Origin of the sequence: Pseudoalteromonas sp. 10-33, assembly GCF_001469195.1 — a bacterium.
Taxonomy (GTDB): Bacteria; Pseudomonadota; Gammaproteobacteria; order Enterobacterales; family Alteromonadaceae; genus Pseudoalteromonas.
In genome coordinates this window covers 36,435-62,205 of the sequence record NZ_LOFI01000005.1, presented here as the reverse complement: position 1 = coordinate 62,205, position 25,771 = coordinate 36,435, and the positions used below count along the sequence as shown (strand labels likewise).

The 25,771-nt window shown below is 40.1% G+C and carries 27 protein-coding genes; 5 read left to right on the top strand and 22 right to left on the bottom strand.

Annotated elements, in window-relative coordinates; all coding sequences use genetic code 11:
* Positions 1–42: 42 nt before the first annotated feature.
* The 3 genes from ATS76_RS05700 to bioH all read right to left on the bottom strand — a co-directional run bounded on the left by ATS76_RS05700 (position 43) and on the right by bioH (position 2,037).
* On the bottom strand, positions 43–894 hold the full coding sequence (locus ATS76_RS05700; RefSeq protein WP_058551386.1) for a putative metalloprotease CJM1_0395 family protein: 852 nt from the start codon (positions 892–894) through the stop codon (positions 43–45).
* A gap of 4 nt (positions 895–898) precedes the next feature.
* Entirely contained in the window at positions 899–1,207 is a 309-nt protein-coding gene (locus tag ATS76_RS05695; RefSeq protein WP_006793799.1) for a hypothetical protein, read from the bottom strand.
* 89 nt (positions 1,208–1,296) lie between these two features.
* On the bottom strand, positions 1,297–2,037 hold the full coding sequence (bioH, locus tag ATS76_RS05690; protein ID WP_058551385.1) for a pimeloyl-ACP methyl ester esterase BioH: 741 nt from the start codon (positions 2,035–2,037) through the stop codon (positions 1,297–1,299).
* A gap of 74 nt (positions 2,038–2,111) precedes the next feature.
* On the opposite strand from bioH, the gene ATS76_RS05685 reads away from it, so the two are divergent.
* Entirely contained in the window at positions 2,112–2,786 is a 675-nt protein-coding gene (locus tag ATS76_RS05685) for a ComF family protein (RefSeq protein ID WP_058403609.1), read from the top strand.
* Positions 2,787–2,796: 10 nt separating this feature from the next.
* Here ATS76_RS05685 and ATS76_RS05680 read toward each other — a convergent pair whose 3' ends face one another.
* On the bottom strand, positions 2,797–5,346 hold the full coding sequence (locus tag ATS76_RS05680; protein WP_058551432.1) for a M14 metallopeptidase family protein: 2,550 nt from the start codon (positions 5,344–5,346) through the stop codon (positions 2,797–2,799).
* Positions 5,347–5,495: 149 nt separating this feature from the next.
* On the opposite strand from ATS76_RS05680, the gene nfuA reads away from it, so the two are divergent.
* Positions 5,496–6,071 carry a Fe-S biogenesis protein NfuA gene (gene nfuA, locus ATS76_RS05675; protein WP_058403610.1) on the top strand — a complete coding sequence of 192 codons (576 nt, stop codon included), beginning with the start codon at positions 5,496–5,498 and terminating at the stop codon, positions 6,069–6,071.
* 9 nt (positions 6,072–6,080) lie between these two features.
* Complete coding sequence (locus ATS76_RS05670) at positions 6,081–6,350, top strand: hypothetical protein (protein WP_058403611.1); 270 nt, start codon at positions 6,081–6,083, stop codon at positions 6,348–6,350.
* Between the two features lie 3 nt (positions 6,351–6,353).
* Here ATS76_RS05670 and ATS76_RS05665 read toward each other — a convergent pair whose 3' ends face one another.
* On the bottom strand, positions 6,354–7,625 hold the full coding sequence (locus tag ATS76_RS05665) for an MATE family efflux transporter (RefSeq protein ID WP_058551431.1): 1,272 nt from the start codon (positions 7,623–7,625) through the stop codon (positions 6,354–6,356).
* 42 nt (positions 7,626–7,667) lie between these two features.
* Between ATS76_RS05665 and ATS76_RS05660 the strand changes: the two genes are divergently transcribed.
* Positions 7,668–8,693 (top strand): polysaccharide deacetylase family protein, encoded by a 1,026-nt coding sequence (locus ATS76_RS05660; protein ID WP_058551384.1) that lies wholly within the window; start codon positions 7,668–7,670, stop codon positions 8,691–8,693.
* A gap of 14 nt (positions 8,694–8,707) precedes the next feature.
* Here the strand turns inward: ATS76_RS05660 and ATS76_RS05655 are convergent, their stop codons facing one another.
* The 13 genes from ATS76_RS05655 to ATS76_RS05595 form a co-directional block, all read right to left on the bottom strand.
* Entirely contained in the window at positions 8,708–9,742 is a 1,035-nt protein-coding gene (locus ATS76_RS05655; RefSeq protein ID WP_058551383.1) for a protein-glutamate methylesterase/protein-glutamine glutaminase, read from the bottom strand.
* Between the two features lie 8 nt (positions 9,743–9,750).
* Positions 9,751–10,368: a chemoreceptor glutamine deamidase CheD gene (gene cheD / locus ATS76_RS05650; RefSeq protein ID WP_006793790.1), complete on the bottom strand. Its 618-nt coding sequence runs from the start codon at positions 10,366–10,368 to the stop codon at positions 9,751–9,753.
* Positions 10,358–11,182: a CheR family methyltransferase gene (locus ATS76_RS05645; RefSeq protein WP_058551382.1), complete on the bottom strand. Its 825-nt coding sequence runs from the start codon at positions 11,180–11,182 to the stop codon at positions 10,358–10,360. The genes cheD and ATS76_RS05645 overlap by 11 nt, the downstream gene beginning before the upstream one ends.
* Positions 11,183–11,254: 72 nt before the next feature.
* Positions 11,255–13,954 carry a methyl-accepting chemotaxis protein gene (locus ATS76_RS05640; protein ID WP_058551381.1) on the bottom strand — a complete coding sequence of 900 codons (2,700 nt, stop codon included), beginning with the start codon at positions 13,952–13,954 and terminating at the stop codon, positions 11,255–11,257.
* Positions 13,955–14,004: 50 nt separating this feature from the next.
* Positions 14,005–14,469: a chemotaxis protein CheW gene (locus tag ATS76_RS05635; RefSeq protein WP_058551380.1), complete on the bottom strand. Its 465-nt coding sequence runs from the start codon at positions 14,467–14,469 to the stop codon at positions 14,005–14,007.
* Positions 14,466–16,580, bottom strand: a complete 2,115-nt coding sequence (locus ATS76_RS05630; protein ID WP_058551379.1) for a chemotaxis protein CheA — start codon at positions 16,578–16,580, stop codon at positions 14,466–14,468. Before ATS76_RS05630 ends, ATS76_RS05635 begins: the two co-directional genes overlap by 4 nt.
* A 14-nt stretch (positions 16,581–16,594) precedes the next feature.
* A complete protein-coding gene (locus ATS76_RS05625) occupies positions 16,595–16,957 on the bottom strand; it encodes a response regulator (protein ID WP_006793785.1) in 363 nt (120 codons plus the stop codon).
* Positions 16,958–16,965: 8 nt separating this feature from the next.
* On the bottom strand, positions 16,966–17,238 hold the full coding sequence (locus tag ATS76_RS05620) for an STAS domain-containing protein (protein ID WP_058403661.1): 273 nt from the start codon (positions 17,236–17,238) through the stop codon (positions 16,966–16,968).
* A 174-nt stretch (positions 17,239–17,412) separates the two neighbouring features.
* Entirely contained in the window at positions 17,413–18,024 is a 612-nt protein-coding gene (locus ATS76_RS05615) for an SCO family protein (protein WP_058551378.1), read from the bottom strand.
* Positions 18,021–18,950, bottom strand: coding sequence for a heme o synthase (cyoE, locus tag ATS76_RS05610; protein ID WP_058551377.1), 930 nt, complete (start codon positions 18,948–18,950; stop codon positions 18,021–18,023). Before cyoE ends, ATS76_RS05615 begins: the two co-directional genes overlap by 4 nt.
* A gap of 12 nt (positions 18,951–18,962) precedes the next feature.
* Complete coding sequence (locus ATS76_RS05605; RefSeq protein WP_058551376.1) at positions 18,963–19,952, bottom strand: COX15/CtaA family protein; 990 nt, start codon at positions 19,950–19,952, stop codon at positions 18,963–18,965.
* Positions 19,953–19,974: 22 nt separating this feature from the next.
* A complete protein-coding gene (locus ATS76_RS05600; RefSeq protein WP_058551375.1) occupies positions 19,975–20,481 on the bottom strand; it encodes a hypothetical protein in 507 nt (168 codons plus the stop codon).
* Positions 20,471–21,211, bottom strand: coding sequence for an SURF1 family protein (locus ATS76_RS05595; protein ID WP_058551374.1), 741 nt, complete (start codon positions 21,209–21,211; stop codon positions 20,471–20,473). The genes ATS76_RS05600 and ATS76_RS05595 overlap by 11 nt, the downstream gene beginning before the upstream one ends.
* 14 nt (positions 21,212–21,225) lie before the next feature.
* Here ATS76_RS05595 and ATS76_RS19530 point away from each other — a divergent pair, with 14 nt between their 5' ends.
* On the top strand, positions 21,226–21,537 hold the full coding sequence (locus ATS76_RS19530; RefSeq protein WP_082664323.1) for a DUF2909 domain-containing protein: 312 nt from the start codon (positions 21,226–21,228) through the stop codon (positions 21,535–21,537).
* Here ATS76_RS19530 and ATS76_RS05590 read toward each other — a convergent pair.
* Genes ATS76_RS05590 through coxB form a run of 4 tightly spaced genes read right to left on the bottom strand, consistent with a single transcriptional unit; the run spans position 21,437 to position 25,612 of the window.
* A complete protein-coding gene (locus ATS76_RS05590; RefSeq protein ID WP_058551373.1) occupies positions 21,437–22,312 on the bottom strand; it encodes a cytochrome c oxidase subunit 3 in 876 nt (291 codons plus the stop codon). The genes ATS76_RS19530 and ATS76_RS05590 overlap by 101 nt on opposite strands.
* A gap of 35 nt (positions 22,313–22,347) precedes the next feature.
* Positions 22,348–22,878: a cytochrome c oxidase assembly protein gene (locus tag ATS76_RS05585; RefSeq protein WP_058551372.1), complete on the bottom strand. Its 531-nt coding sequence runs from the start codon at positions 22,876–22,878 to the stop codon at positions 22,348–22,350.
* Positions 22,878–24,470, bottom strand: a complete 1,593-nt coding sequence (gene ctaD, locus ATS76_RS05580) for a cytochrome c oxidase subunit I (RefSeq protein ID WP_058551371.1) — start codon at positions 24,468–24,470, stop codon at positions 22,878–22,880. Before ctaD ends, ATS76_RS05585 begins: the two co-directional genes overlap by 1 nt.
* On the bottom strand, positions 24,470–25,612 hold the full coding sequence (gene coxB / locus ATS76_RS05575) for a cytochrome c oxidase subunit II (RefSeq protein ID WP_058551370.1): 1,143 nt from the start codon (positions 25,610–25,612) through the stop codon (positions 24,470–24,472). The genes ctaD and coxB overlap by 1 nt, the downstream gene beginning before the upstream one ends.
* Positions 25,613–25,771: the final 159 nt, after the last annotated feature.

The window sequence follows — 25,771 nt, the reverse complement described above, 5'->3', positions numbered from 1 at the left end:
ATTTATTGAGGAGAGTTTAATAGTCGGTGTTAAGGCTATTCGCTAAGAGATTGCTGAAAAACCACTTTGTGTGGATGGCGAAGTTACCATTTGATAAAAATTAGCAATTCGCCCTGCGCGTGCTTCTACGTCTGCATCTCGTGTTTGCTGTTCACTTTCTGCCGTTTTAGTTTCTTGCGTTTCACTGCTTGTGAATGACGCTTTGCTGTTGTTTTCAGCACTGTCGTCTTCATCATTTTGAGGTGCTGCAAGTTCAGCTTGAGCTGCTACCAGCTTTTGAGTTGCGTCTGCCGCTATTGATCGGTCAGCGCCCGAAGGCTCGGCAGGAGCTAGGGCTGCAGCTCTAACCGTTTGCATTTTTTCTATGGTTGCTTGGGGATCACCTGGGATTTCAGCAACGTCAATTTGTACCTCGCCGCCTACTGCATAGTTAGTGCCGTCGGGGCCACGCTGGTATTCGTAACTTGGCGAACCTGCGTATTTACCACCTACAGAAGCATGCGCTTGTTCATGAATACGCACTTCAGTATCGCGCGCTTTTAGCTCTTTTATTTGCTGCTGCTCTTGCTCTAAAACTTGCTGTTCTTGTTCAGACTCTTGTTGCTGCGCTTTTTGCTCTTCAGAGCTCTCAGGGTTCTCGGCGTTTTCATCATCGCGTGCTTGAACGACTTTTTCGTCAGCTAACTTACCCGACGCGCTATATGTTGCACCTTCATTATTGCCCGGTAATTTAGCTTTTTCAGCATCGCTTTGCGCTTTGGTTTCGGTATTACTTGCGCTATTTGCAGACGGAGCAGGGATCACTTCCCGTAGTTGGTTGTCACGCCGAGCGGTTTCCGTATAAACATTGGCTGTGTTTATATTAATTGATGGAAATGGCGTGACAATATTCATTACATTACACTTTAATGTCGACTAACGTACCCAGTACGTCATCAGCTGTTTGAATTGTTTGCGCATTGGCTTTAGCGTTAAATTCTTCAACTTTTAGGTTAACAAGTGATTCGTCAATACGCGCAGGCTGAGCAACCGGTGCTGTTACAGCTTCATCCGGCGTTGCTGCGACTAACTGTCGCTGTTGTGCAAGTTGCGCATCATCTTGCTGTTCTATACTGGCACGGTTAATTTCTGCGCTGGCCTTTTCAATACCTTGGCTTGCACGATTAAACCCTTCAACACCATTATTAAATACAGATCCGATTGACATGGTAAACCTCCACCACTTAAATATTGTTTAATTATCGCTCAGTTTATGCGCAAAATAAAGCTTTACTAGGCACAATGACCGTTGCATTTTTAAAGCATTGATTTAACGATAGATAAAAACTCACTTTTGTGAGAAATAAACGGTGCATGAGATGCTTTATCTATTACTTGGTATTCAAACTCAGCATTTAGTACTGACATTTTAGCTATTGCTTTATACGGCACTAATGCATCTAAGCGACCAAATATACCCATAATTTTTACCGGACACGTTGCAAATAAATCGCGTAAATCGTCATTTTGTAAAATATCTAAACCGGCTGTTAACGCCTCACTGTTGGGTGCTGAATATTGGTTTAGCAATTGTTTAAGCTGCTTTATGTCATCTCTCGCTGACTCACTTCCCATAGCCTGGATAGCCAAAAAGCGTTCAATGGTTTTTTCTCTATGATTAACCAATTGGTCTTTAAACTGAGTTAGTACTTTTTCACTAATTCCCGGCCATTTGTCCTGCTCTGCAAAATAAGGCGTAGATGCAACTAAAATAACCTTAGACACTTTTTCAGGCCAATGCTTTGCAATGTATAAAGCAAACAAACCACCTAAAGACCACCCCATTAAAATAGAATCAGGTTTTAAATGTTGGCTTAATTGCATAGCGGCATCATGCAAATTATACGGGGTTGGTAATGTGGTTGCGCTATTGCCAAACCCTGGTAAATCAAGGCTACGCACTTGTCCTGTATATAAGTTTTCAAGCTCTGGCTGTATAAGCTGCCAAACGCCTTTATTCATTCCCCAACCATGTAAAAGTACTAACTCTTTTTGCATATTTGCATAATCTTAACCAAACTTAGGCTCATAATAACGTTTAAAAAGATGATTGCAATGCAGGGCACTATCTCATGAAAGGTCTGTTTAACTGGCTGTTTCCATCCTACTGCGTACAATGCAAAAGCCCTGTATGCGCTGATCTGGGTTTATGTGGTTATTGCTTAGAAGATTTAGCATTAATAGATGTAACCAAACACCCAAATTTACTTCATCGCCCTGATATTGTTGATATGTTTCCTAACTGCGAATTTGAAAGGTTATTTGCTTGCGCTTTTTACCGCCCTCCATTTGAACAGTGGTTAACTCAACTTAAATTTAGTAACCAAATACATTACAAAAAAACACTTCAACAAATTGTACAAAAGCAGCTCGATGCGTTTTTTACATGTAGTACGCAATCCCCTGATTTATTTATAATTTTACCTTTGCACAAAAGCCGCTTTTTAAAGCGAGGTTTTAATCAAGTAAGCCAAGTATGGCACCCTTGTTTACGCTCTCGCGTTGTTTTAAGTAATGCGCTTATTCGCAATAAAAAAACCCATGCACAATCGCAACTCACTAAAGCAAAGCGTATTAAAAATCTGACTAATGCATTTATATGTACTGAAGACATGAGTGGCAAAACAGTTGCTATTGTTGATGATATTATGACAACCGGCGCAACATTAAATGCCGCAACTCAGGCCTTAAAAAAGGCAGGCGCCAAACAGGTGTGGGCATTTACAACCTGCTTAACGCCAATTTAGTTAATTTATTTTACTGCCCACTTGCGCGGAATGTATGGCCAAAAAACAGTGCATTACTGAGTAATCGGCTTGTACCATACCAGTAACCTCTAAATACAGGGTTGTCGGTCATAGCAATAACACTGCCGCGTCCGTACGAATGTGCTATTAAACCAGCGCCTTCAGCTACTTGCTCTACATTTACAGAGTCTGTAAAGCCTGCTAATAACGGGCGTTTTGTATAAGTAAGTACATTAACAAATGGGGCTTCTGACGCTTCCAGTAACCATGTACTGTTTTTAAATACCGGTAAGGTGTCGCGCGTCAGTGAGAAGGTCATTGGGTGCGTTAAATCCACGCTAGTATTAAAAATAGCCCCAGCAATACGCTGACGCCCCGCTAGATGATCTTTATCGCCATAGCTGAGGCCTTCAGTTTTGAAAGCGCCGGCTAAATCCTGTCGCGATAAATAATTTGCTTTAAGTAATTGCTGGTCGACTAAAAATTTAGCACCGCCTTTATGACCCCAAATAACCCCGCCTTTTCTTACCCAGCTTTTAATCGCTACTTTTTCTGCATCGGTTAAGCTAGTGTAATTACCGTGGGCCAACACAATGTGACTATAATCACTGAGCTCAAGCGAGCTTAAACGCGTCATTTCAACAATCGTAGGGGCAATACCTACAAACCTATCTAGGTAATACCACACTTCACCTACTTCGTACTGGCTAGTGCCTTGGCCGCCAACCAGTAAAACCTTAGGTGCTTTAACAACTGCCATAGAGCGTGAACCCAAATCAGCACCTTTACTCGTTAAACCTGTTGTAATAGGTTTTATGGCAATGCCAAATTCACTTTGTGCAGTGTTTAACAAAGCAATCCAGTTTTGCTGTGTTTGCAAACCAGCCGGAATAATAATACTACCTGGTTCAAAATTTATGTCGCCCGCGCTCGATTTGGCCGTTAAGGCACTCAGTGCTACTCGTGCTTTTATACCTTGCTTTAATAATGTATTTAACATTTTAGGCGCTAAGTAGTCGTCCCATGCAAAACCAAACGCGTACGCAGACTCTAAACTTGCTAAGGGTGCTTTAGGTTCGCTACTCCAAGGCGTGTCTGCAACGCCTAGCCCCCAGTTACTTTTTACTTTTGCAAAAGGTAGATTAAATGCGTGCGCTAATGTCCAGCCAGATACATCGTAAAATGTATTATCTGCAAAGTTTTTCTGCTCGCTAAATATCGCTTTAACTAAACGATATTGGGGCTGGGCTAAAGGGACGTAGTAGCTGTTAGTAGTAAAATTTATGCCACCTGCTTTTAATGGTTTAGTAAGCTCGAATGCCTCTATTTTATGTTGTTTTAATAGCGCTAAAAAGTCGGTAATGCGAGTGCTGTCTTTTGCACCTTCAACCACGTAACCTGCAAAGTTTTCGTCACCTGCAAGCTCTGTTGCTTGATTATAAAATTTAGCTTGATAGTCAAGCAACGCTTGGCGATTTTCGACCGCCGCTTTAAAGGTAGATAAGCTCGTTAATAGCTGATTTTTTATCGTAAATGGAAACGTTAAAGGGCCATTAATGGTCTCTTGTATATGGCCACGAGAGCTTGCTTGCTCAAACAAAATACCAATCCCCCCGTTTACATCTGGGTAAGTTGAACCTTTTCCATAGTAAAAATCGTCAAAGCTTTCTTCTGTAAAATACAGTGCATTATTTTCATCTAATGTTTTGGCATGATAATTAGCAATTGCTTTGGTTAATGTTACGTTTTCAACTGGCGTAATTGGGTGCTTTCTGCTTGGAATGCCCGGCTGAAAAAAGTAGCTGCTGTTCGGGCCCATTTCATGAAAATCGGTAAGTACGTTTGGTTTCCACTGATGAAATTTAGCAATACGCGCACGCGATTCAGGGTGCTGTAGTAATAGCCAATCTCGGTTTAAGTCAAACCAATAATGATTAGTGCGGCTGCTTGGCCAGTTTTCGGTATGCTCGCGAGTTTTTGGATCTGACGACAAATTCATGCCGCGGTTGCTGTTTGCCCAATTTGCAAAACGTGCAAGTCCGTCGGGGTTTAGTGATGGGTCGAGTAAAATAACCGTGTTATTTAATAAATTGTTTATTTCATCACCTTGTGCTGCAGCTAGGTAATAAGCCGTTAAGAGCGATGCATTACTACCCGATGACTCGTTACCATGCACGCTGTAACCCATCCACACAACTGCAGATTCATCTTTTGCTTTTTTGCTGTTATTACCCAAGCGAGCCAAGTGCGTTTGGCGTATTTGCTCTATTTGAGTTAACTTATTTGGCGCTGTAACCGTTAGCATTACCAGTGGTCGTTGCTCATGTGTGCGGCCAATTATCTCAAAGTTTATTCTGTCGCTCTTTTGTGCAAGTACTTCCATGTAGCGTACGAGCTGGTCGTGCCTTACATGCCACTCACCAACTTGATAACCTAATACCTCTTCTGGTGTAGGGATGGTTGGATCGAATACAACATCGTCTTCAAAATAGTACGAAAGCGGTTTTGCTACACTTGAAAAGCTAAGCATTACCACCATTATTGTTATTAATAAACGCATATAGATCACTCTAAAAATGTTTGTTAATTGCACGCTAGCATTGCTTAAAATAGATGCCAACTTTTTACGCTCAACACTAGCCGCAACACGATGAGCGGAGTATGATATGCAGTATCCGAGTAATTTAGTCAGGTATAAAGCCGTTTTTTATGATTTCTATTTCCGAAACAGCACAAGCACATTTTGCTAAACTATTAGCAGATCAATCACAACAGACCAATATTCGCGTTTTTGTTGTAAACCCTGGTACATCACAAGCCGAGTGTGGTGTTTCTTATTGCCCAGAAGACGCCGTTGAAGACAGCGATATTCGCTTAAACTTTAATGGGTTTGATGCCGTTGTTGATGCTGAAAGTGCTCCTTTTTTAGAAGAAGCTGAAATTGATTTTGTTACCGACAAAATGGGTACTCAGCTAACGCTTAAAGCACCTAATGCAAAAGCACGTAAAATTGGTGATGATGCATCATTAAACGAACGTGTTCAGCACATGCTTGAAACAGAAGTTAACCCGCAACTAGCTAACCATGGCGGCCAAGTAAGCCTAGTAGAAATTACAGCTGCTGGCGTTGCAGTGCTTCAGTTTGGTGGCGGTTGTAATGGGTGTTCTATGATTGATGTAACGTTAAAAGAAGGCATCGAGAAAGAAATGATTGCTAAGTTTGACGAGATCACAGGTGTTGCAGATATTACTGATCACGAAGCTGGCGACCATTCTTACTATTAAGCCTAGTAAATGCTAAAGCCTCTCATATACCGCTTAGGGAGCAACCCTAAGCTAAGTTTAAAGCGGTTTTTTCGCGGCATAGCACTGTTTGTGCTAGCCGTGATTTTTATTTTTGCGGGTTACTATAGCCATTATAGTTTGCAAATTATTGGTGTTTTAATTTTAATACCTGCGCTATTTTTTGCTTTTTGGGGCTACAGTGGCATTTTTGCCAATCGCTTTTCGCAAGTAATTAAAGACATAGGGCCAAAATATCACGATCCAGATCTATGGAAATAAACCTTAATCTAGCAGTTGATTATTAGCCTTAAGTTTTTGATATTTAATTATTAATGTAACTCCACGCATTAGCATAAAACAGCTCATCGCAAGCCATAACCCATTATTTTGCCAATCAATAAATACCCAAAACACACCAAAAAAACCAACAGCTGCCGAAAGCAACATACTATTTCGCATATCCTTAGCACGGGTTAAACCAACAAATACACCATCAAATAAAAAACAGCTCATAGCTAATAATGGCAAAGCAATTACCCACGGTAAATATTGCGTGGCCTCATTAATAACCTCAGGTACATTGGTCAGTAGCGTAATTATATGTGCACCAAACACAGCAAAAAACAGGCTATAAACCACGCCAAACAACATTCCCCAAAATACACTTATTTTTACCCACAGTTGTATTTTACTTACACTCTGCTGACCTTTAGCTTGGCCTACTTTAGCCTCACTTGCGTAGGCTATGCCATCTAACGCAAAACTAACTAACATCAAAAAATTTAGTAACACGGCATTCGCTGCAAGGGTTGTTTCGCCTATACGCGCACCATAAAAAGTCATAAAGCTAAAACACAACTGAAGTATTAAAGACCGAATAAAAATGTCGCGATTTAAACTCAATAACCCTGCCATTTTTTTGAAGCTAAACCAGTGTGGAGTACTTAAAGCTACACCTTGTTTTTTTGCGAGTTTAGTTATTAAAAACAGCGCAAATACGAGCGCAGTATAATCAGCGATTAACGATGCCCATGCAGCGCCTGCAACAGCCCAATCTAAAAAAACAACAAAATAAATATCGAGCACAATGTTTACACTATTTGTCACCAACAATAGGTAAAAAGGCCCTCGTCCATAATGGACGCCTAGCATCCAACCTAATAAAACTAAATTACATAATGCCGCTGGCGCGCTAAAAATTCGAATACTAAAATAAGTGTAGGCTTCGCTTAGCACGGCATTATGGGCGTCTGATAAAAATGCTATTGCGTGTTTTATTAAAGGAGACATAGCAATAAGAAATAATGCCACAATGCTGGCAAGTAATAGGCTTCGTTTGAGTAAAACCGCTAGCTGGGTTAAGTCATTTTGGCCATAGGCTTGTGCAACCATGCCAGTCGTGCTCATTCTTAAAAAACCCGCGAGCCAAAATAAAATGGATATAACGGCTGAGCCTAGCGCAATACCAGCCAAATAATGTGCGCTGCCTAAATGGCCAATAACTGCAGTATCAACTATTCCTAACAGTGGCACGGTGATATTTGATAATATCATTGGTCCTGCTAACAACAGCAAGCTTTTATGGTGTGCTTTATTATGTATAAGAAATTGTTTCATTTGGTATTATTGACTCTTATTGGTTTATCTTTACGCGCTCATGCTGGTGTTATTTTACAGTACCACCATGTAAGTGAAACCCTGCCGGCGGTTACGAGTGTGAGCGAAGAGACATTCACAGAGCATCTAAACTATTTAAAAAATAATGATTTTAATGTTATTGCCTTAAATGAACTACTTGATGCTTTAAAGCAAGACCATACCTTACCTGATAAAACCGTCGCCATCACGTTTGATGATGGTTACAACAATAATTATGATCAAGCTGCTCCAATATTAGAAAAGTTTGGCTACCCTTATACAATTTTTGTTAACCCTAAACTAATAGACGAAGGTAAACGCTATGTGATGGGGTGGGATAAACTGAAAGAGCTAAGCAAAAAAGGCGCACTTATAAGTAACCACACTGCACAGCATGACTATTTACATGTAAAACTTGACGGTGAAACTAATGCGCAATGGAAAGAACGTATAACTCAAGATATTGTTAATTCACAACAACGTATAAAAGATGAAATAGGCCACGACTTTAAGTATTTAGCCTACCCCTACGGAGAGTTTGATAACGAGTTACAAGCTTTAGTGACAGAGCTTGGCTATATAGGCATTGGCCAGCATTCAGGTGCACTAAGTAAACACGCTAACTTTAGTCGCTTACCCCGCTTTCCTGCATCTGGCGTTTACAGCGACATAAAAACACTGGCAACCAAATTAAATTCTCAGGCATTTAATATCACTCAATTAAGCTACGATAATAGCGTAACAAAGCAAAACCCACCTGCATTAACTATTTCGTTTAAAGTGGAGGATTTTAATAAATCTCAACTGGCTTGTTATGTTTCAGGTATTGGTAAAGCTAATTTAGACTGGTTAACTGATACAACAGTAGAAGTAACCTCTCCTAAAACACTTAACAAAGGCCGTTCACGTTTTAATTGTACAGCACCTTCAATTAAAAAACCGAATAGCTATTATTGGTTTTCTCAACCTTGGGTTATTCAATAAATTTAAGCCTATACTTACTTAATTATAACTGCATGGCTTAACAACTTCTCAGCCATTTTATCAAGTGCAGCCACTTCATTGGCTGCATTTAAATCAATTGCAGCTTTTGGCATCCCCCACACAACTGACGAGTATTCATCCTGTGCTAATGTGTATGCGCCGTTTTGCTTAAGTGCTAATAGCCCTTTAGCCCCATCAGCGCCCATACCTGTGAGTATTGTTGCAACCACATTTTTTGCCCCACAATGTACGAGCGAATCAAATAGTACGTCGACTGCCGGCTTATGCCGATTTACAGGCTCGCTATCATCGAGTTGGCAATAAAGAGCAGCCCCACGTTTTTGTATACTTAAATGAAGCCCACCAGGGGCAATATAAGCCCAACCAGAACTAAGCTTGTCACCATGCTGCGCCTCTTTCACGTTAATTAAACATGTTCTATCCATACGCTCAGCAAACGAAGTACTAAACACAGGAGGAATATGCTGAGTAATAACAATAGGCGGGCAATTAACGGGCATTTTTATTAGTACTTCTTTTATTGCCTCGGTGCCGCCGGTAGATGCCCCTATAGCAATCACTTTATTTAATACAAACTTAGTATCCGTAAGTATGGGCTTAGCATCGGGTAGCGCTTTTTTAAAGCTTCGTATCCGTGCACCTGCCGCAATTCTCACCTTTTGCTGAACGAGTGACGCGTAGTGATTCATTTGCGCTCTTACATTACTAGTCGGTTTAGCAATAAAATCAACAGCACCTAGCTCTAATGCCTCTAATGTTATAGGCGATCCTTTTTGCGTGAGCGTAGAAATCATAACAACAGGCATAGGCCTTAGGCGCATTAGGTTTTTTAAAAAGCTAATCCCATCCATTTTTGGCATTTCTACGTCTAAGGTAAGTACATCGGGATTAAGTTTTTTTATCATTTCGCGTGCTTGGTATGGATCTTCTGCACAACCAACAACATTAATATCGCTGGCTTGTTGCAGTATCTCTGTAAGCAACCCTCTAATTAAAGGGGAGTCATCGATTATTAATACATTTATCATAGCGACTCCTAAAACAACTCTATATTCGATACCACTTCTTGCTTTTTAAGGTTTTGCAAGTAACGTACTTCGCGCTTTTCAATGGTGTCGTTATGTAATTTTTTAAGTTTTTTCATATACACTTTACCCGTTTGTGGATGAAAAAATATTTTTCTAGGCCACGGGCCGCCCATATCATGGGCCACTAAATTTAAGGCTTCTTCTTTAACATAGGCGGTAGCAAAACTGATATTACCCAGTCCAATATCTGTCATTGCACTAATTATTTTTCCGCCACCAAATAGCTTAATTTTTAAATTATGCCGAGACGCCCCGTTTTTTAATACTTCGTTTATCAGGTACTCCATAGCCCAATTACCATAGCGGCAATTTAAACCATGCGCGCTTTTAAGCTCTACACCTTTTTGTATCGGCAACATAAAATGATTCATTCCACCAATACCTAATACTTCATCGTAAACACAGGCAGCAATACATGAGCCAAGTACAGTTGAAATCAATTCATTATTTTTAGATACATAAAATTCTCCTGGAAGCACTTTGGCAACTACATGATTTCTTCCTGAATCCCAGTAACGCTTAATGTGTTCAAAACTGGGCAAAACACTTCTAAATTCAGCCTGCATGTGCTCTCAGTTGATACATAGTTTTTCCTAAATTTTTATAATTTGAGTGCTCTTTACCCATACTTTCAGAGTGACCTAAAAATAAGTAGCCGTGCTCGCTTAGTATATTTGCATAGCGTTTAAATAAATGATCTTTAGTTTCTTTATCAAAATAAATAACCACGTTACGGCACAAAATAAGATCAAAGGGCCCTTTCATTGGCCAGTCCTGCAATAGGTTTAAACGTTTAAAAGAAATACATTCGCGTAACTTGTCTTTCACTTTATAATGTTCGCCGTCTTTGCTTTTTAAAAACCAACGCTTTAAATGAAAGTCGTCTAAGCCATTTACGTTTGCTGCGGTATACACACCTTTTTGCGCTTTTTCTAACACGTTAGAATCTAAATCGGTGGCTAAAATTTTTACATCCCAATTACTTGGAAAAGCATTATTTAGCGTCATCGCTAAACTGTAAGGCTCTTCTCCTGTTGAGCAGCCTGCAGACCATATTCTCACGCGCTTAGTGTCTTTATTTGATTTTAGTAAACTAGGTACAAGCTCAGATTTAATAAATTCAAAATGATGAACTTCACGAAAAAAAGACGTCAAATTAGTGGTAATTGCATTTATAAACGCATCAAATTCTTTGTCTTTATGCGTGTCTAGGTAGGCTAAGTAGGCTTTAAAGTCGTTTAATTTCAGCGCTCTTATTCGCCTTGCTAAACGTGAGTACACCATTTCACGTTTATGATCGCCCAAAACAATACCGCAAGCGTTGTACACTAAACTAGCAATGTCTTTAAAATCGCGATCGGTACACAAAAACTCTTTCATTAGCAGCTCTCATACATAGTAGTGAGTGTGGCCTTATTGAGCGCTTTTCCAATAAGGCCTGTAATCAAATAATTAAAATTCTTCCCACTCGTCTGCCGAATCAATAAAATTATCGCCTCTTGGCTTGCTTTGTACTGCGTTACTTTGTGATTTGTGAGCTAAACTTGGGGTATTCATCGTGGGTGACATAATAGCCATGTCTTGCTGACCCAGTGAAAAGAAGTTAAGAAGCCTGCGCATTTCATTTGCTTGCTCAGCCATTGACTCACCTGCAGCCGATGCTTCTTCAACTAAGGCTGCGTTTTGCTGGGTCATTTCATCCATTTGAGATATAGCTTTATTTACTTGCTCTATACCTGCACTTTGCTCTTCAGACGCCTCTGTAATATCTGAAATCATTTGCGTCACTTTTTGTACCGACACCACAATTTCTTTCAGCGTTGCACCTGACTCATTCACAAGTTGAGAGCCATCTGCCACTTTACCTACGCTATCTCTTATCAGCTCTTTAATTTCTTTTGCTGCACCTGCAGAGCGCTGAGCTAAATTACGCACCTCACCCGCAACCACCGCAAAACCACGCCCTTGCTCTCCCGCTCTAGCTGCTTCAACGGCCGCATTAAGTGCAAGCAAGTTAGTTTGAAATGCAATTTCGTCAATCACACCAATAATGTCGGCAATTTTCTTACTCGATTCATTAATCGCTGACATACTCGTCACAGCACGATTCACCACTTCACCACCCTGAATCGCTTTATCACATGTTTCTTCTGCGAGCGTATTTGCCACTTTGGCATTGTCTGCATTTTGACGGACCGTACTCGTCATTTCTTCCATGCTTGAGGCGGTTTCTTCTAATGATGATGCTTGCTCTTCTGTGCGCTGACTTAAATCTGCGTTCCCCTGAGAAATTTCTTCTGCGCCACTGGCCACTAAGGTCGCTGATGAGCTTATACGATTAATAACTTCCGTTAATTTATCTGCAGTGGTGTTTGCATCGCGTTTTAATTTATCAAACGAGCCTTTGTATTCTTTTTCAATTCGCTTAGATAGGTCGCCAGTTGCCAAGGCATCTAGCATATTGCCGGTATCTGCGACAGCATCATCTACAATTTTAACTAAACTGTTTAACCCTTGTGCCAAGCGTAAAAAGAACCCTTCTTTACCTTCTTCTATCACACGCGTATCGAGGTCACCCTCTCCTGCAGCACTTACTAATTGCGCTATTTCTCTTTCTATTGCAACTTCTGCGGTTCTGTCTTCCCACTCTACAACGGTGCCAATTCTCTCTTGTTCTGGGGTTATTATTGGGTTTGCAACCAAACCAAATGTGCGTCCACCAACCTTTATTTGCGTGCTGTAAGTCTCTTTTAACGCTGCTAATAGATTTTGTTGATGCACTGGGTTTTTATGAAATACATCAATATTTTGATTAAGTAGATTTTTGCTATCAAAATTAGGTAAGTCTTTTCGAAGGTCGTTTTCAGCAATGCTCATCATGCTTCTAACGGCTTTATTCATGTACACAATGACATTTGATGAATCTGCAATCATGGTATTAGTGGCAACAGTATCAAGCGCTTGGCGAACACGAAGGTTTTCTTGCGCTATAGCACGCTCAGCGTCAGCTTTAGCAACCTTATCAGTAATATCGTCCCACTCAACAATAGTACCAAGTTTTTTACCTTCTTGGCTGTACCATGGCGTCGCTATTAATGTAAAAATCAGCCCCGCTAAACGCAGCTCTGCTTTGTAAGGTTTATCTAAATTTTTTAGTAATTCTCGTTGATGCGACGGCTTTTTATGAAAATCATCAACACAAGTCCCCACTAAATTATCAACAGAAAAGTGTGGTAATACCGTTTGTAGGTCTTTTTCACGCGCTTTTAGCATGTCTTGCACGCGCTCGTTTACAAAAACAATATTAAGATCTTGATCTGCAATCATTACATTTGCTTGGCATACTTTTAAGGCGCTAGCTAGGTCTGCAGCTTTGCGTGAAGATTTTTCTAACTCTTTTTGAGCTGTTATATCAGACGCATATTTAATTACTTTAAAGGGCTTACCATTCATGTCGTAAATTGGGTTATAAGAAGCCTGAATCCAAATTTCTTGACCCTGCTTTCCTATTCTTAAATACTCACCCGAGTCAAATTCACCACGCCCTAATTTAGCCCAAAAAGTTTTATATTCATCACTTTCTGCGTATTCAGGTGTAACAAATATTCGATGGTGCTGCCCCATGATATCGTTAAGCTGATACCCCAAAGTATTTAAAAAATTATCGTTTGCATCAATAATAGTGCCGTCTAAATTAAACTCTATTACTGCTTGAGACTTACTAATTGCATTTATTTGTCCTATTGCCTCTGCTGAAACGAGCTTTTGTGCTGTTATATCAGTCGCAAATTTCACAACCTTAATGACTTGGCCCTGAGAGTTCACAATTGGATTATAGGTGGCCTGAATCCACACTTCTTTGCCACTTTTAGTAATGCGTCTAAACTCTTGAGATATAAATTCGCCGTTATTCAATCGCAGCCAAAAATGTTTGTAGTCACTTTCTTGAGCTTCAGTATCATCCACAAATAAAGAGTGGTGCTGGCCTTGAATTTCTTCTAGTTGATATTCCATTACGCGAAGAAAGTTAGCATTAGCGGTAATAATTTTTCCGCTTGGCTCAAACTCAATCACAGCTAATGACTTATTTAATGCACTTACAATTAAATCATTATTTGATTCAGACTGTTTTGGATTACTAAACCATCCCATGCTCATCACCACCTTTAAGTTATTTTTACTTTATTTAGCAAATACTGACTCTAAATATTCATTGTTTTTTGTAAGTCGATTAACGCCACCATTTTCTCGCCCACGTTAACTAACCCTGCCACATAATCGTCGTTATTTGTTTCTGAAATACTTGGAACCGCTTTAGCATCTTGCTCTGAAATACTGTAAACCTCAGAAACCGCATCAACGGTAATACCAATAATCTTACTGTCTTGTTCAAACTCTATTTTTACTACAATCACCACTGTAAGCGGCCCATACTCTATACTGGGCAAACCAAACCGCAGCCTTAAATCAATAATCGGCACTATGGTGCCACGCAAATTAATAACCCCTTTTACAAACTCGGGAGCGTTGGGTAAAACGGTTATCTCTTCCCAGCTACGAATTTCTTGTACAGTTAAAATATCTACGCCATATTCTTCATCAGCCATAATAAATGTTAAAAACTGTTTCACGCCCTTTTGCTGCTGCAGGTTAAGCTCAGAAATCATAACGCCTCCAAAGCAGCTTGCGACTCAATACTTAACTCTTGACTGCCCGGTTTTTTTAAACCTGAAAGTTTTATCAACCCGCTTATATCAACTATCAGCGAAACCCGCCCATCACCCAATATAGTCGCGCCGGATATGCCATCTACTTTTTGATAATTTGCCTCTAAACTTTTAATTACCACCTGTTGTTGCGATAAAAGGTCATCTACCAATAAACCCACTTTTTGGTTGTCGGTTTCTACAACAACAAGTAAGGTTTTATCGAGAGATTCAATGGCGTTATCATGATTAAAAATATCGTAGAGCCTTAAAATTGGAATATATTCATCACGTAACCTAAGTACATCAAGGTTTTTTCCTACACGACTTACCTTGGCAATATCAATTTGCAGCGATTCAACAATAGAAATGAGCGGAATAATATAAGTATGCTGGGCAACTTTAACTAACTGACCATCTAAAATAGCCAGTGTAAGTGGCAATCTAATTGTAAATGTTGAGCCTACCCCTGGTGCAGATGTGACTTCTACAGAACCATTTAATGACTGGATATTACGCTTAACGACATCCATACCAACACCCCGACCAGATAAGTCACTCACCTCGTCCATAGTGGAAAAGCCTGGCATAAATATCAGCTCGTTAATTTCTTCATCGCTAAGGTGGTTGTCGGCAGAAATAAGCTCATTTGCAATGGCTTTTTCTTGGATTTTTTTAGTGTTTAACCCTTGTCCATCATCCATTATTTCAATAACAATATTTCCACCTTGATGGAATGCATTTAAGGTCACCGTTCCTACAGGATCTTTTCCGGCTTGCAGTCTTTTCTCAACAGTTTCTAAGCCATGATCTAATGAGTTTCTAACTAAATGAACCATAGGATCGGAAATTTTTTCCATTACCGTTTTGTCTAATTCGGTTTGCTCGCCTATCAGCTTCAATTCAACCTGTTTATTTAGCTTTTGCGCAATGTCGCGTACCAAGCGTGGGAAACGGCTAAATACAAAATTAATTGGCAACATGCGGATACGCATTACGTTTTCTTGTAAATCGCGGGTGTTGTGCGCAAGTTGCGCTAAGCCTTCTTGCAATGCAGTAATTGTAGCCGGCGTAATGTCTTGCTCACTAAGTTGATTAAGCATAGCTTGGGTAATAACAAGCTCACCGACCATGTTTATTAATGAGTCAACTTTATCAATCCCGACGCGAATGGAAGTCGATTCGGGCGTTGTTGATTTTTTATTGGCACTCGCAGAGTTGGGCTTTATGGGCTTAGCCTGTTTCGTCGGCTCTGTTATTGGCTCTTGGGTCAAAGGCTCTAAGGTAGGTGCTGCGTCATTACCAACATCGCTGCTATCGATTATGTTGGTTGCTGGTGCTGGTATATCATCGGTAAATAAGCCACCACATAATTCAATAGTGATATCAGCGTCATCTTCAACCCATTCGAACACTTCTTTAATCGCGCTTTTTCCATGACTGGTAGTTAAGAAAAAACGCCAATGTAAAAAGCACTCATCACTACTTAAATCAGTTATTTCAGGGACCTCATCGTAAAAAACAGTAGTATCTAGCTCGCCTAATTGCTCAAGCTCACTAATCATAATGAGTGGCTCATTGCCTGTTTTAAATAAGTGATGATGGGGCTTAAAGTCTATTTGATAAGTATCGCTATCGGGTTGCTTGTCAGAGGGTTGAGTGGTGGACTCTTGTGTTGCGCCCTTTATTCCTAGCACCTCTTCAAATTGTGCTCGTAGTGTATCGGCTTCAGTTAAGTCGGGCGCTTGCTCTGCTTGCAACCCAGCGAGTAACGATCGAAGGCAATCAACCGCTTTAAGTAATAAATTAACGTGCTCGGTTGTCAGGGTGCGCTCACCTTGACGAATTTGATCTAGCAAGGTTTCGAGTACGTGAGTAAAGTCAGACACCGATGAAAAACCAAACGTCCCACTCCCCCCTTTTATTGAATGAGCGGCTCTAAAAATAGTGTTAATAGTTTCTAAGTCTTCCTCACCAGGCACTAAGTTTAAAAGCTCAGCTTCCATGGTATCTAGGCCTTCAAAACTCTCTTCAAAGAAAACTTCAAAAAATTGACTTAAATCTATGCTCACTTTGCGCTCCTTGACTAACGAATAACCTTTTTAATCACCGCTAGTAACTGCTCAGGATTAAATGGCTTTACTATCCAGCCTGTTGCACCAGCCGCTTTACCTTCTACTTTTTTTTCTAGACCCGACTCGGTGGTTAGCATAAGTAGTGGCGTAAATTTATAGTCGGGTAATGTGCGGAGCTCCCGTATTAATGTAATGCCATCCATAATGGGCATGTTTACATCTGAAATAACCGCATCAAAACCTTGCTGCTTAGCAATAGCCAATGCTTCACTGCCGTCTTTGGCCTCTGTTACATCAAAGCCTGCGGTTTTTAAAGTAAAGCTCACCATCTGACGCATAGACGCTGAATCATCAACTGCTAAGATTTTTTTCATATAAACCTCTAACTATTTATTTCGATTGTTAAATAATGGCTCAAGCCAAGCTGATTAATGGTATGTGCTAATGCTGCACTGCTACCTACCCATATAATTTTATGCTGTATAGTAAGTAAGTGTTTTTGAAGCGCGCATAACAGCTGAATAGATGCAGTATCTGCAGACACTACATCGCTAATATCAAGACTGATGTCGTCGTTGCTATTGAGTTCTTGTAGTAAGTCTTGGTGGAGCGTTTCAACTCGGGTAATCACAAGTTCGCTTGGAAGTTTTAACATTTAAAATTGTGTAATCCCTTTCATTTCAATTCATAACAAAAGCTTAGCTCTAGTTGTTAAAATTGCCATAAAAGGGTCAAAAAAAATTTTAATAAATTTATAAACAGGAATGAAAAAACAAAAAAGGGAGCCTAAAGCCCCCTTAAAATACGTGAAAAATTAAAAAGTCAGTTTTTAGTAGTAGTTTGCAATAACTTTAAACTCTTGCGTTAATTGAGTTGAATTAATAAGCGGTACACTACCTTGCTTAAACTCAGGTTTAAAAATAGCCCTTAGCGCTCCAGTATCATCAACCAACGCAACTGATGCACTATGATCAACCGCATAATCAGCTTTTGTTGTATCACTAATTGCGTAAATTAGCCCAAGTTCTCTCACCACTGGAAAAAGATCTTTATGTTCACCAGAAACAGCCAAAAAATTCGGGTTAAAGTAATCTATATATTGTTTTCGCTTTTCTGCTGTATCTCTATTTGGATCGACCGACACAAACCATATTTGCAACGGGTAATCAGCTTCCAGCTCTTTATAAACAGCGTTTAACTTAGCTAACGTTAACGGGCAAATATCGGGACAACTTGTGTACCCTAAAAATACTAAATTCCATTGTCCCTTAAATTGCGCTTTTGTAACTGGTTCGCCGTGCTGATTTTTTAACGTAAAATCCGAAAGTGATTTAGCGTTTTCATAAACAAGTGCATTTAAATTTTGAGGATCGTTTTCACTTGAGCATGCTGATAAAAATAAACTTAAAATAACAATTACTAAAAGCCAGAGTCGCTTCATAAAGGGAGCCATTTATCTATAAATAAGATCACGAAGAGTACCATTAAATGCACTATCGAAAAACGGAATAAATCCATAGCCTTGTCGTTATTAGCTGCAAATTTTAACTTAATGGCTTTATACATAAACACACTATTAAGCACACAAGCACCGACTAAGTAAATACCTCCTGACATACCAATTAAGTATGGCATCACACACACTAAAGCGAGTAAAACTGAGTATGCAACCACACATGTTTTACAAAAGTCGATACCATGTGTTACCGGCAACATTGGAATTTTTGCACGCTCGTAATCACTTTTTCGAGCAATAGCTAAAGCCCAGAAATGGGGTGGGGTCCAGGTAAATATAATCATAACCAGCAACCATGGCGCTGCTGCCATTTGGTTTGTTTCAGATACCCAACCAAGCAATGGCGGCATCGCTCCAGCAAGTCCGCCTATTACAATATTTTGAGGTGTCGCGCGTTTTAAAAATGACGTATAAATAAAGGCATAACCCACTAATGCAAATAACGTTAATATTGCTGTAAGCGTATTAGCCCACACCATAAGCATCACAAAACCAGCAACGCCAATACTTGCCGCAAACGTTAATGCATGTGTTTTACTTAAACGCCCTTTAGCAACAGGCCGATGACGCGTTCTTGCCATTTTAGAGTCTATTTCGCTATCCACTACATGATTAATAACGGCGGCTGCAGCAGATAACAGACCTATTCCTAATAAGCTAATAACTTGAACGCCTATTCCACGCCCAACATCAGGGGCTAATGCTAATCCAACCCAGGCTGTTAAAACCAACATAGCCACTACTTTAAATTTACTAATGGCTAAGTAATCTTGTAATAAGTCGTAAGCACGCACACTAAGTGATTGAGTATGAACAGGCTGTATTGTTTTTTTGTTTATTGTTAGTGCCATTATATTTCTCCTTTATGTGCGTGATTTTAGGTAATAACACAACCTAACCATACTTAATAACAGTATGGCAGCCATTAAGTTATGCGCCAGTGCAACCCCCAACGGAAAGTGCCAATGTACCAAAATAAGTCCTAAGCTAATTTGGCAAAATAAAGTAACCAATACCGCTATTACGCAGCTTTTAATTTTTTGAGAATAAGCGTGGCTGTAAATTTTCCACATAACAAGCGCCAATACGATGCAGGTCACTAATGCCCAAATGCGGTGTAATAAATGGATAGACATTCTTGCTTGCTGTGACAGCACACCAAACTCGTAGTTGCTGTGCTCAAGCGGTAATTGAAAAACACTACTCAACGAAAAAGGCTGAGCGTAATCACATAAAGGTAAACCATTACAGTGTGGTGCTGCGTAATTAGCTGCAAGCCAGCCGCCAAGCGCTATTTGTAAAATCAGCACAAAAAGCGCAATCAAACTCAATCCGAAGTACTGCTTAGCGCCCTCATCTCCGCCCATAATAGGTTTTGCTGTTAACCTTAAATACAGCAAAGTAATCAGCGATAAGATACTAAAGCCACCTAGCAAATGCCCCATTACAATAAGTGGCTGCAGATTCATAGTGACAGTCCACATTCCTAATGCAGCCTGAAACACAACAAGCAATAACAACAAAGATGTTAGCTTTAATGGGGTAGTTGGAAATTGGCGTTTTAAAAAAGCAACAATAAACAACGCTAGAATCATCAGCCCTAAGGTGCCAGCAAAATACCTATGAATCATTTCTTTCCAGGCTTTCGCTTTTTCAAACACCATGTCAGGGTAACTTTGTGTCGCTAAAGCAATATCAGCTTCGTGTTTAGGTACCGTTAAAAAACCGTAGCACCCCGGCCAATCTGGACAACCCAGCCCGGCATCACTCAAACGAGTGTAAGCACCCAGAGCAACAACCACTAAAGCAAAAAGTCCAGTTAATAAAACCCAATTTTTATAATTTTTATACATCTTTTACCTCACACTAACCGTGTTAGCTTGAACGAGAATAGTTAAGTAGTTTTTTTAAATCCTTTAATAACCCCTTTTGAACTAAGCGGTTTTCTTGAGGCTGTACTTTATAAGGGTACTCAAGCACCACAAGCCCCATATGATCAATTAAATACAAACTAGCTGGCGTTAAATTTGGTTGCTGAGCCATTTTTTTCCATGGTAAATCTGCTTGTGAAGGGCTTCCCATAACAGCCATATCAACCTTGCCTTGGTTTTTTCCTAGCGCTATATAAAGATTATTAAGCGCCTCAAGCTGCTCGCTACATGACGCGCTACATGACGCGCTGCACTCACGCGAATAATTAAGCGCTATAGTCCATTGTTTAGGGTTATCGTTTTGCCAATTTTTTAGCTTTATTTCTTCATTTAGAAATTCACCATGATTTGTAACCGCACTGGGTAACCAATCAAATTTGAGCGCGCCATAAGCTAAAAGCAAAGGAATAGCACAACAGGTTACAAACAATAAAAGAGGTTTATTTTTCATTTTTTGTCCTTTTTTTACTCGCAAAAATGGCAACAACAACACATGAAAACGCGATTAAAAACCACTGTAAGGCATAGGCATTATGTTTTTGTGGGCTCATTACAACCGCTTCGTAATGCGGTATCGCCATTTCACCACCATCACCTTGGCGATAAGCCATAAAGTTAACTAATGGAATGTTTGTTTGCGATTTTATAAAACTTAAGTCGATTGATTGAATGCGTTTGGGCAGATCACCACTCGCGGTCTTATCTTCTAGAGTAAAACTACTGAGGTTGTTCTCTTTAATTTGTGCTTTGACCGTAAACTCACCTTTGGGCAAAACCACTTTGGGTAAAAAATCACGTGATACTGGGGCCATGACCCAGCCTAAATTAACCAATACTGCACGCGTATCATTGTTTGGTTTTAACAGAGCTAGTAAGTCGTAACCTACTTGCCCGTTATATACTTGATTATCTAACAACCAGTAATGCTCGCTTAAAAGTGTCCCTTTAAGCTCAACTAATACGCCGGTTTTATTCCATTGTTTTGGTAACTCAAGCAACTGCGACCAATTCATAACACCATGAGTTTGTATTTGAGCAATGGCAGTAAGCTGTTGCTGTTTTTTTTCACCTCGTTCTAATTGCCAAAAGCCTAGGCGCACACATACCAGCACAACAACCACAACCATACAAATTGTGATTATTGAACTAAGCTTTTGTTTGTGCCTTAAAACTACTTGCATAAAGGGTCAACTCAGTGATTATTAAAATTATTATTGTACTGTTGTTAATGTTTATACTTTTTAACTTATTTAGAGCGTTATTTATTATGGTGTCAGGGAAAACAAACGGACGACCTATGTCTCATTTTTTAGGTCGCCGAGTGTTGTTTTCGGTTATTGTATTAGTGGTTGCAATTGCAGCAGTTAAGCTCGGTTTTATAAAGGCAAACAGTTCGCCCATAAACGTTACAGCACATATACAAATACAAATAGACACAGCCATACCACATCAACAAAATGCCAATACCAAGCAGCAGCTTGAAATGCAAAGTGCTTTTCTTTTGTAAAATGCCCTTTTAATATTCGTATTAAAATAACAAATAAAAGTACGGCTCCAAGCGTGACATGCATGCCATGAAAGCCAGTAAGCAAAAAGAATGTGTTCCCGTAAACACCGGCATCTAATGTTAAGTTTAGGTCGTTATATGCATGAACATATTCTTCTACTTGTAATGCTAAAAAGCACACACCTAATAGCACCGTAAGCCCTAAAAACACTTTGAGGGGTTTGCGTTTATTGTTTTCCATTGCTACATGAGCGAAATGCAACGTAACTGATGACGCGATTAAAATTAACGTATTAATTAGTGGTAGCCCTTGCCAACCCATGGCTTGCGTTGTGTCTCCCGAAGGTGTAACAACTAAAGGCCACATAGCTTCAAAAGTAGGCCACAAAACCTCATTGGTCATAGCGTTGTTGCCCGCGCCCCCTAACCAAGGCACCGAAATCATACGCGCGTAAAATAACGCACCAAAAAAGGCCATAAAAAACATAACCTCAGAAAAAATAAACCAACTCATGCCTTGTCGAAAAGAGCGATCCATTTGCGCAGAGTACAAACCCTGATCTGACTCATGTATAACGTTTTTAAACCAGCTAAATAACATATACATAAGAACGGCTATACCGGCATAAAGCAAATAAACACCGCTACCCCCTTCCTTTCCAACCTCCATAACAGTTAAGCCTGCGCCTACGGCAATAAAAAACAATGCAACCGCCCCTACGATAGGCCACGGGCTTTGCTCTGGTACGTAATAATGCTCATATTCTTGATTCATTTTACTTGCTCCTAGTTTCACACTAGTATTAAACGCTAGTTATTACTGGCTACTAGCTGTTCACTAATATCAAATACGGTATAAGATAAAGTTAGCTCTTCAACATCACTTGGAAGCGCTGTATCAACATAAAAAAGCAATTTAAATTCGAGCTCTTCTCCCGCTTTTAGGGGTTGTTGATCAAAGCAAAAACAGGCCATTTTATGTAAATATTTTGCTGCTTTCCCAGGTGAAACAGACGGTACAGCCTGCATAACTTTATCGAGTTCGCTACTATTTTTTGCGCTAAAAACGACTTCTCGCATTTCTCCGGGTTTCACAACCACACTGTACTCTTTTGATTTCACTTCAAAAGGTGCACCGCTTTGTGCATGAGTTGTAAAACTCACGCTAACGTCTCTTGTTTGCTCAATCACGCTACTTTGCTGCGCTTGCTCTAACGATGGCTTCCCATTAAGCCCGGTTAAGTCACAAAACACGTCGTATAACGGCACTAAGGCAAACGCAAACGCAAACATACCTATGCTGATAAGTACTAAGCGTTTAAGGAGCGGTGCATGGGTCATTATTTAATTTCCGGTGGTGTTGAAAAAGTGTGATAAGGCGCTGGCGAATCAACTTCCCACTCCAACCCTTCAGCGCCATCCCATACTTTTGCAGGGACTTTTTCGCCGCCTCTTGCACATTTAAAAACAACCACTACAAACAACAGCTGAGATAAACCAAATGCAAAACCACCAATACTTATAATTGCGTTAAAGTCTGCAAATTGCAGTGCATAATCAGGAATACGGCGAGGCATACCAGCCAAACCTACAAAATGCATTGGAAAAAACAGCACATTTACACTGACTAACGACAACCAAAAATGCCACTTAGCCAGCGTGATATTAAACATATTGCCGGTCCATTTTGGCAGCCAGTAATAAGCACCCGCCATGATAGAAAATACCGCCCCTGTCACTAACACATAATGAAAGTGAGCCACTACAAAATAAGTGTCGTGGTATTGAAAATCAGCGGGAGTAATAGCAAGCATCAACCCTGAAAAACCACCTAATGTGAACAGCACTATAAAAGCAATACTGAACATCATAGGGACTTCAAAGCTAATAGAACCGCGCCACATGGTGGCTACCCAATTAAATACTTTCACGCCGGTAGGTACCGATATCAGCATTGTGGAGTACATAAAAAATAGCTCTGCAGCTACCGGCATACCGGTGGTAAACATGTGATGCGCCCACACAATAAAGCTTAGCAATGCTATAGATGACGTGGCATAAACCATAGATGCATAGCCAAATAGCTTTTTACGCGAGAAAGTGGGCACTATGGTTGAAATGATACCAAAGGCTGGCAAAATCATGATGTAAACTTCGGGGTGACCAAAAAACCAAAATATATGCTGGAACATTACCGGATCGCCACCGCCGGCAGCATCAAAAAAGCTAGTCGCAAAATATTTATCGGTTAAAACCATGGTCACCGCCCCTGCCAAAACGGGCATAACAGCAATGAGTAAAAATGCCGTTATTAGCCATGTCCATACAAACAGGGGGAGTTTCATCCACGTCATCCCAGGTGCACGCAAATTAACTATAGTCACAACCACATTAATAGCACCCATAATTGAGCTAATACCCATAATGTGCACCGCAAATACAAACAAGGCAGTATTGTCGTTACTGTATGTGGTTGAAAGCGGAGCATAGAAGGTCCAGCCAAAAGCAGGACCTCCTCCAGGCATAAATAAAGAAGCAAGCAAAATTAAAAATGCGAAAGGTAAAATCCAAAAGCTCCAGTTATTCATTCTAGGTAATGCCATATCTGGCGCACCTATCATTAACGGTATCATCCAATTGGCTAATCCCGTAAAAGCCGGCATAACGGCACCAAACACCATTATTAAACCGTGAACTGTGGTCATTTGATTAAAAAAGTGAGGGTCGACTAACTGTAATCCTGGCTGAAATAACTCGGCCCTGATCACCATAGCCATTGCGCCACCAATTAAAAACATGGTCAGCGAAAATATTAAATATAAGCTACCAATATCTTTATGATTAGTTGTATAAAGCCAACGTTTAAAGCCTTTAGCTGGGTAATGAGCATGGTGCGCTTCGTTGGCATTAGGTTGTTCTGCTATGCTACTCATTAGTTAGCCTCCGCGTCGGCATCAAGTGCTGCTTGAATCTCACTAGGCTGAATAACATCACCGGTATCGTTACCCCATGCATTGCGCTTGTAAGTAATAACCGCAGCCAATTGTTTTATAGATAACTGCTTGGCAAATGATTGCATTGCCGTGCCTGGGCTCCCATGAATAAGTATGTCTATATGACCTTTTATATCGCCAAGTACAATTGGGCTGCCTTTAAGAGCCGGAAATACGCCCGGTAGCCCCATACCTGTAGGCTGATGACACGCGGCACAACTTGCCATGTATACCTGAGCACCCAGTTCCATTAACTCTTCTTTTGGTAATGTTTGATCAAGTAAAGCTGCATCAGCTAAAGCTGCTTGTTGTTTAGCTTGTTTAGCGTCGGCAAGCCATACTTTAAAATCAGCTTCAGATTTAGCCTCAACTACAACAGGCATAAATCCATGATCTTTACCACACAGCTCAGCACACTGGCCTCGGTAAATTCCTTCTTCGTTTATGTTGGTCCATGTTTCGTTAATAAAGCCCGGATTTGCGTCTTTTTTAACGGCAAAGTCTGGTACCCACCAAGAGTGAATAACATCATCTGAGGTCATTAAAAAACGAATTTTTTGATTAATTGGCAGTACGAGGGGTTTGTCTACCTCAAGCAAATAATTCGGGTTTTTATCTGCTAAATTGGTAATTTCATCTTGAGAGGTTGCAAGCATTGAGTAAAACTCTACATCTTCTCCCATGTATTCATAATGCCATTTCCACTGCGAGCCTGTCACTTTAATTGTTAAGTCGGCTTTACTGGCATCTTCCATCGCTATTAACGTTTTTGTAGCTGGCACTGCCATCGCAATTAATATAACAAATGGTATTGCAGTCCAAAGAATTTCTACTTTAGTACTTTCATGGAATTGAGCGGGAACCGCCCCTTTAGATTTTCGATGATGAATGAGTGCCCAAAGCATGATGGCAAACACTATTATTCCAATTACACAACATATAAAAAATATGGTCATGTGTAATTCGTAAACATTTTCACTTATATCTGTAACGCCCTTGCGCATATTATATTGGCTGTTGGCCAACGCTAACTGCGGAAAAACACACAATATAAGCCACAAGGTACAACTAAGTTTACCCATGTGACGACTCCTTTGATGCTGTTGCTAGTGCAAAGCGAAGAGGCATACGGCTTAAACGCCAATTCGTTATTTTTATTTTTGTATTAATGCCATTTGATTTATAAAAAAATTGGCATTCACTGCGCTAGCAACAAATTTATTGTGTGTGCTCAAAACTTA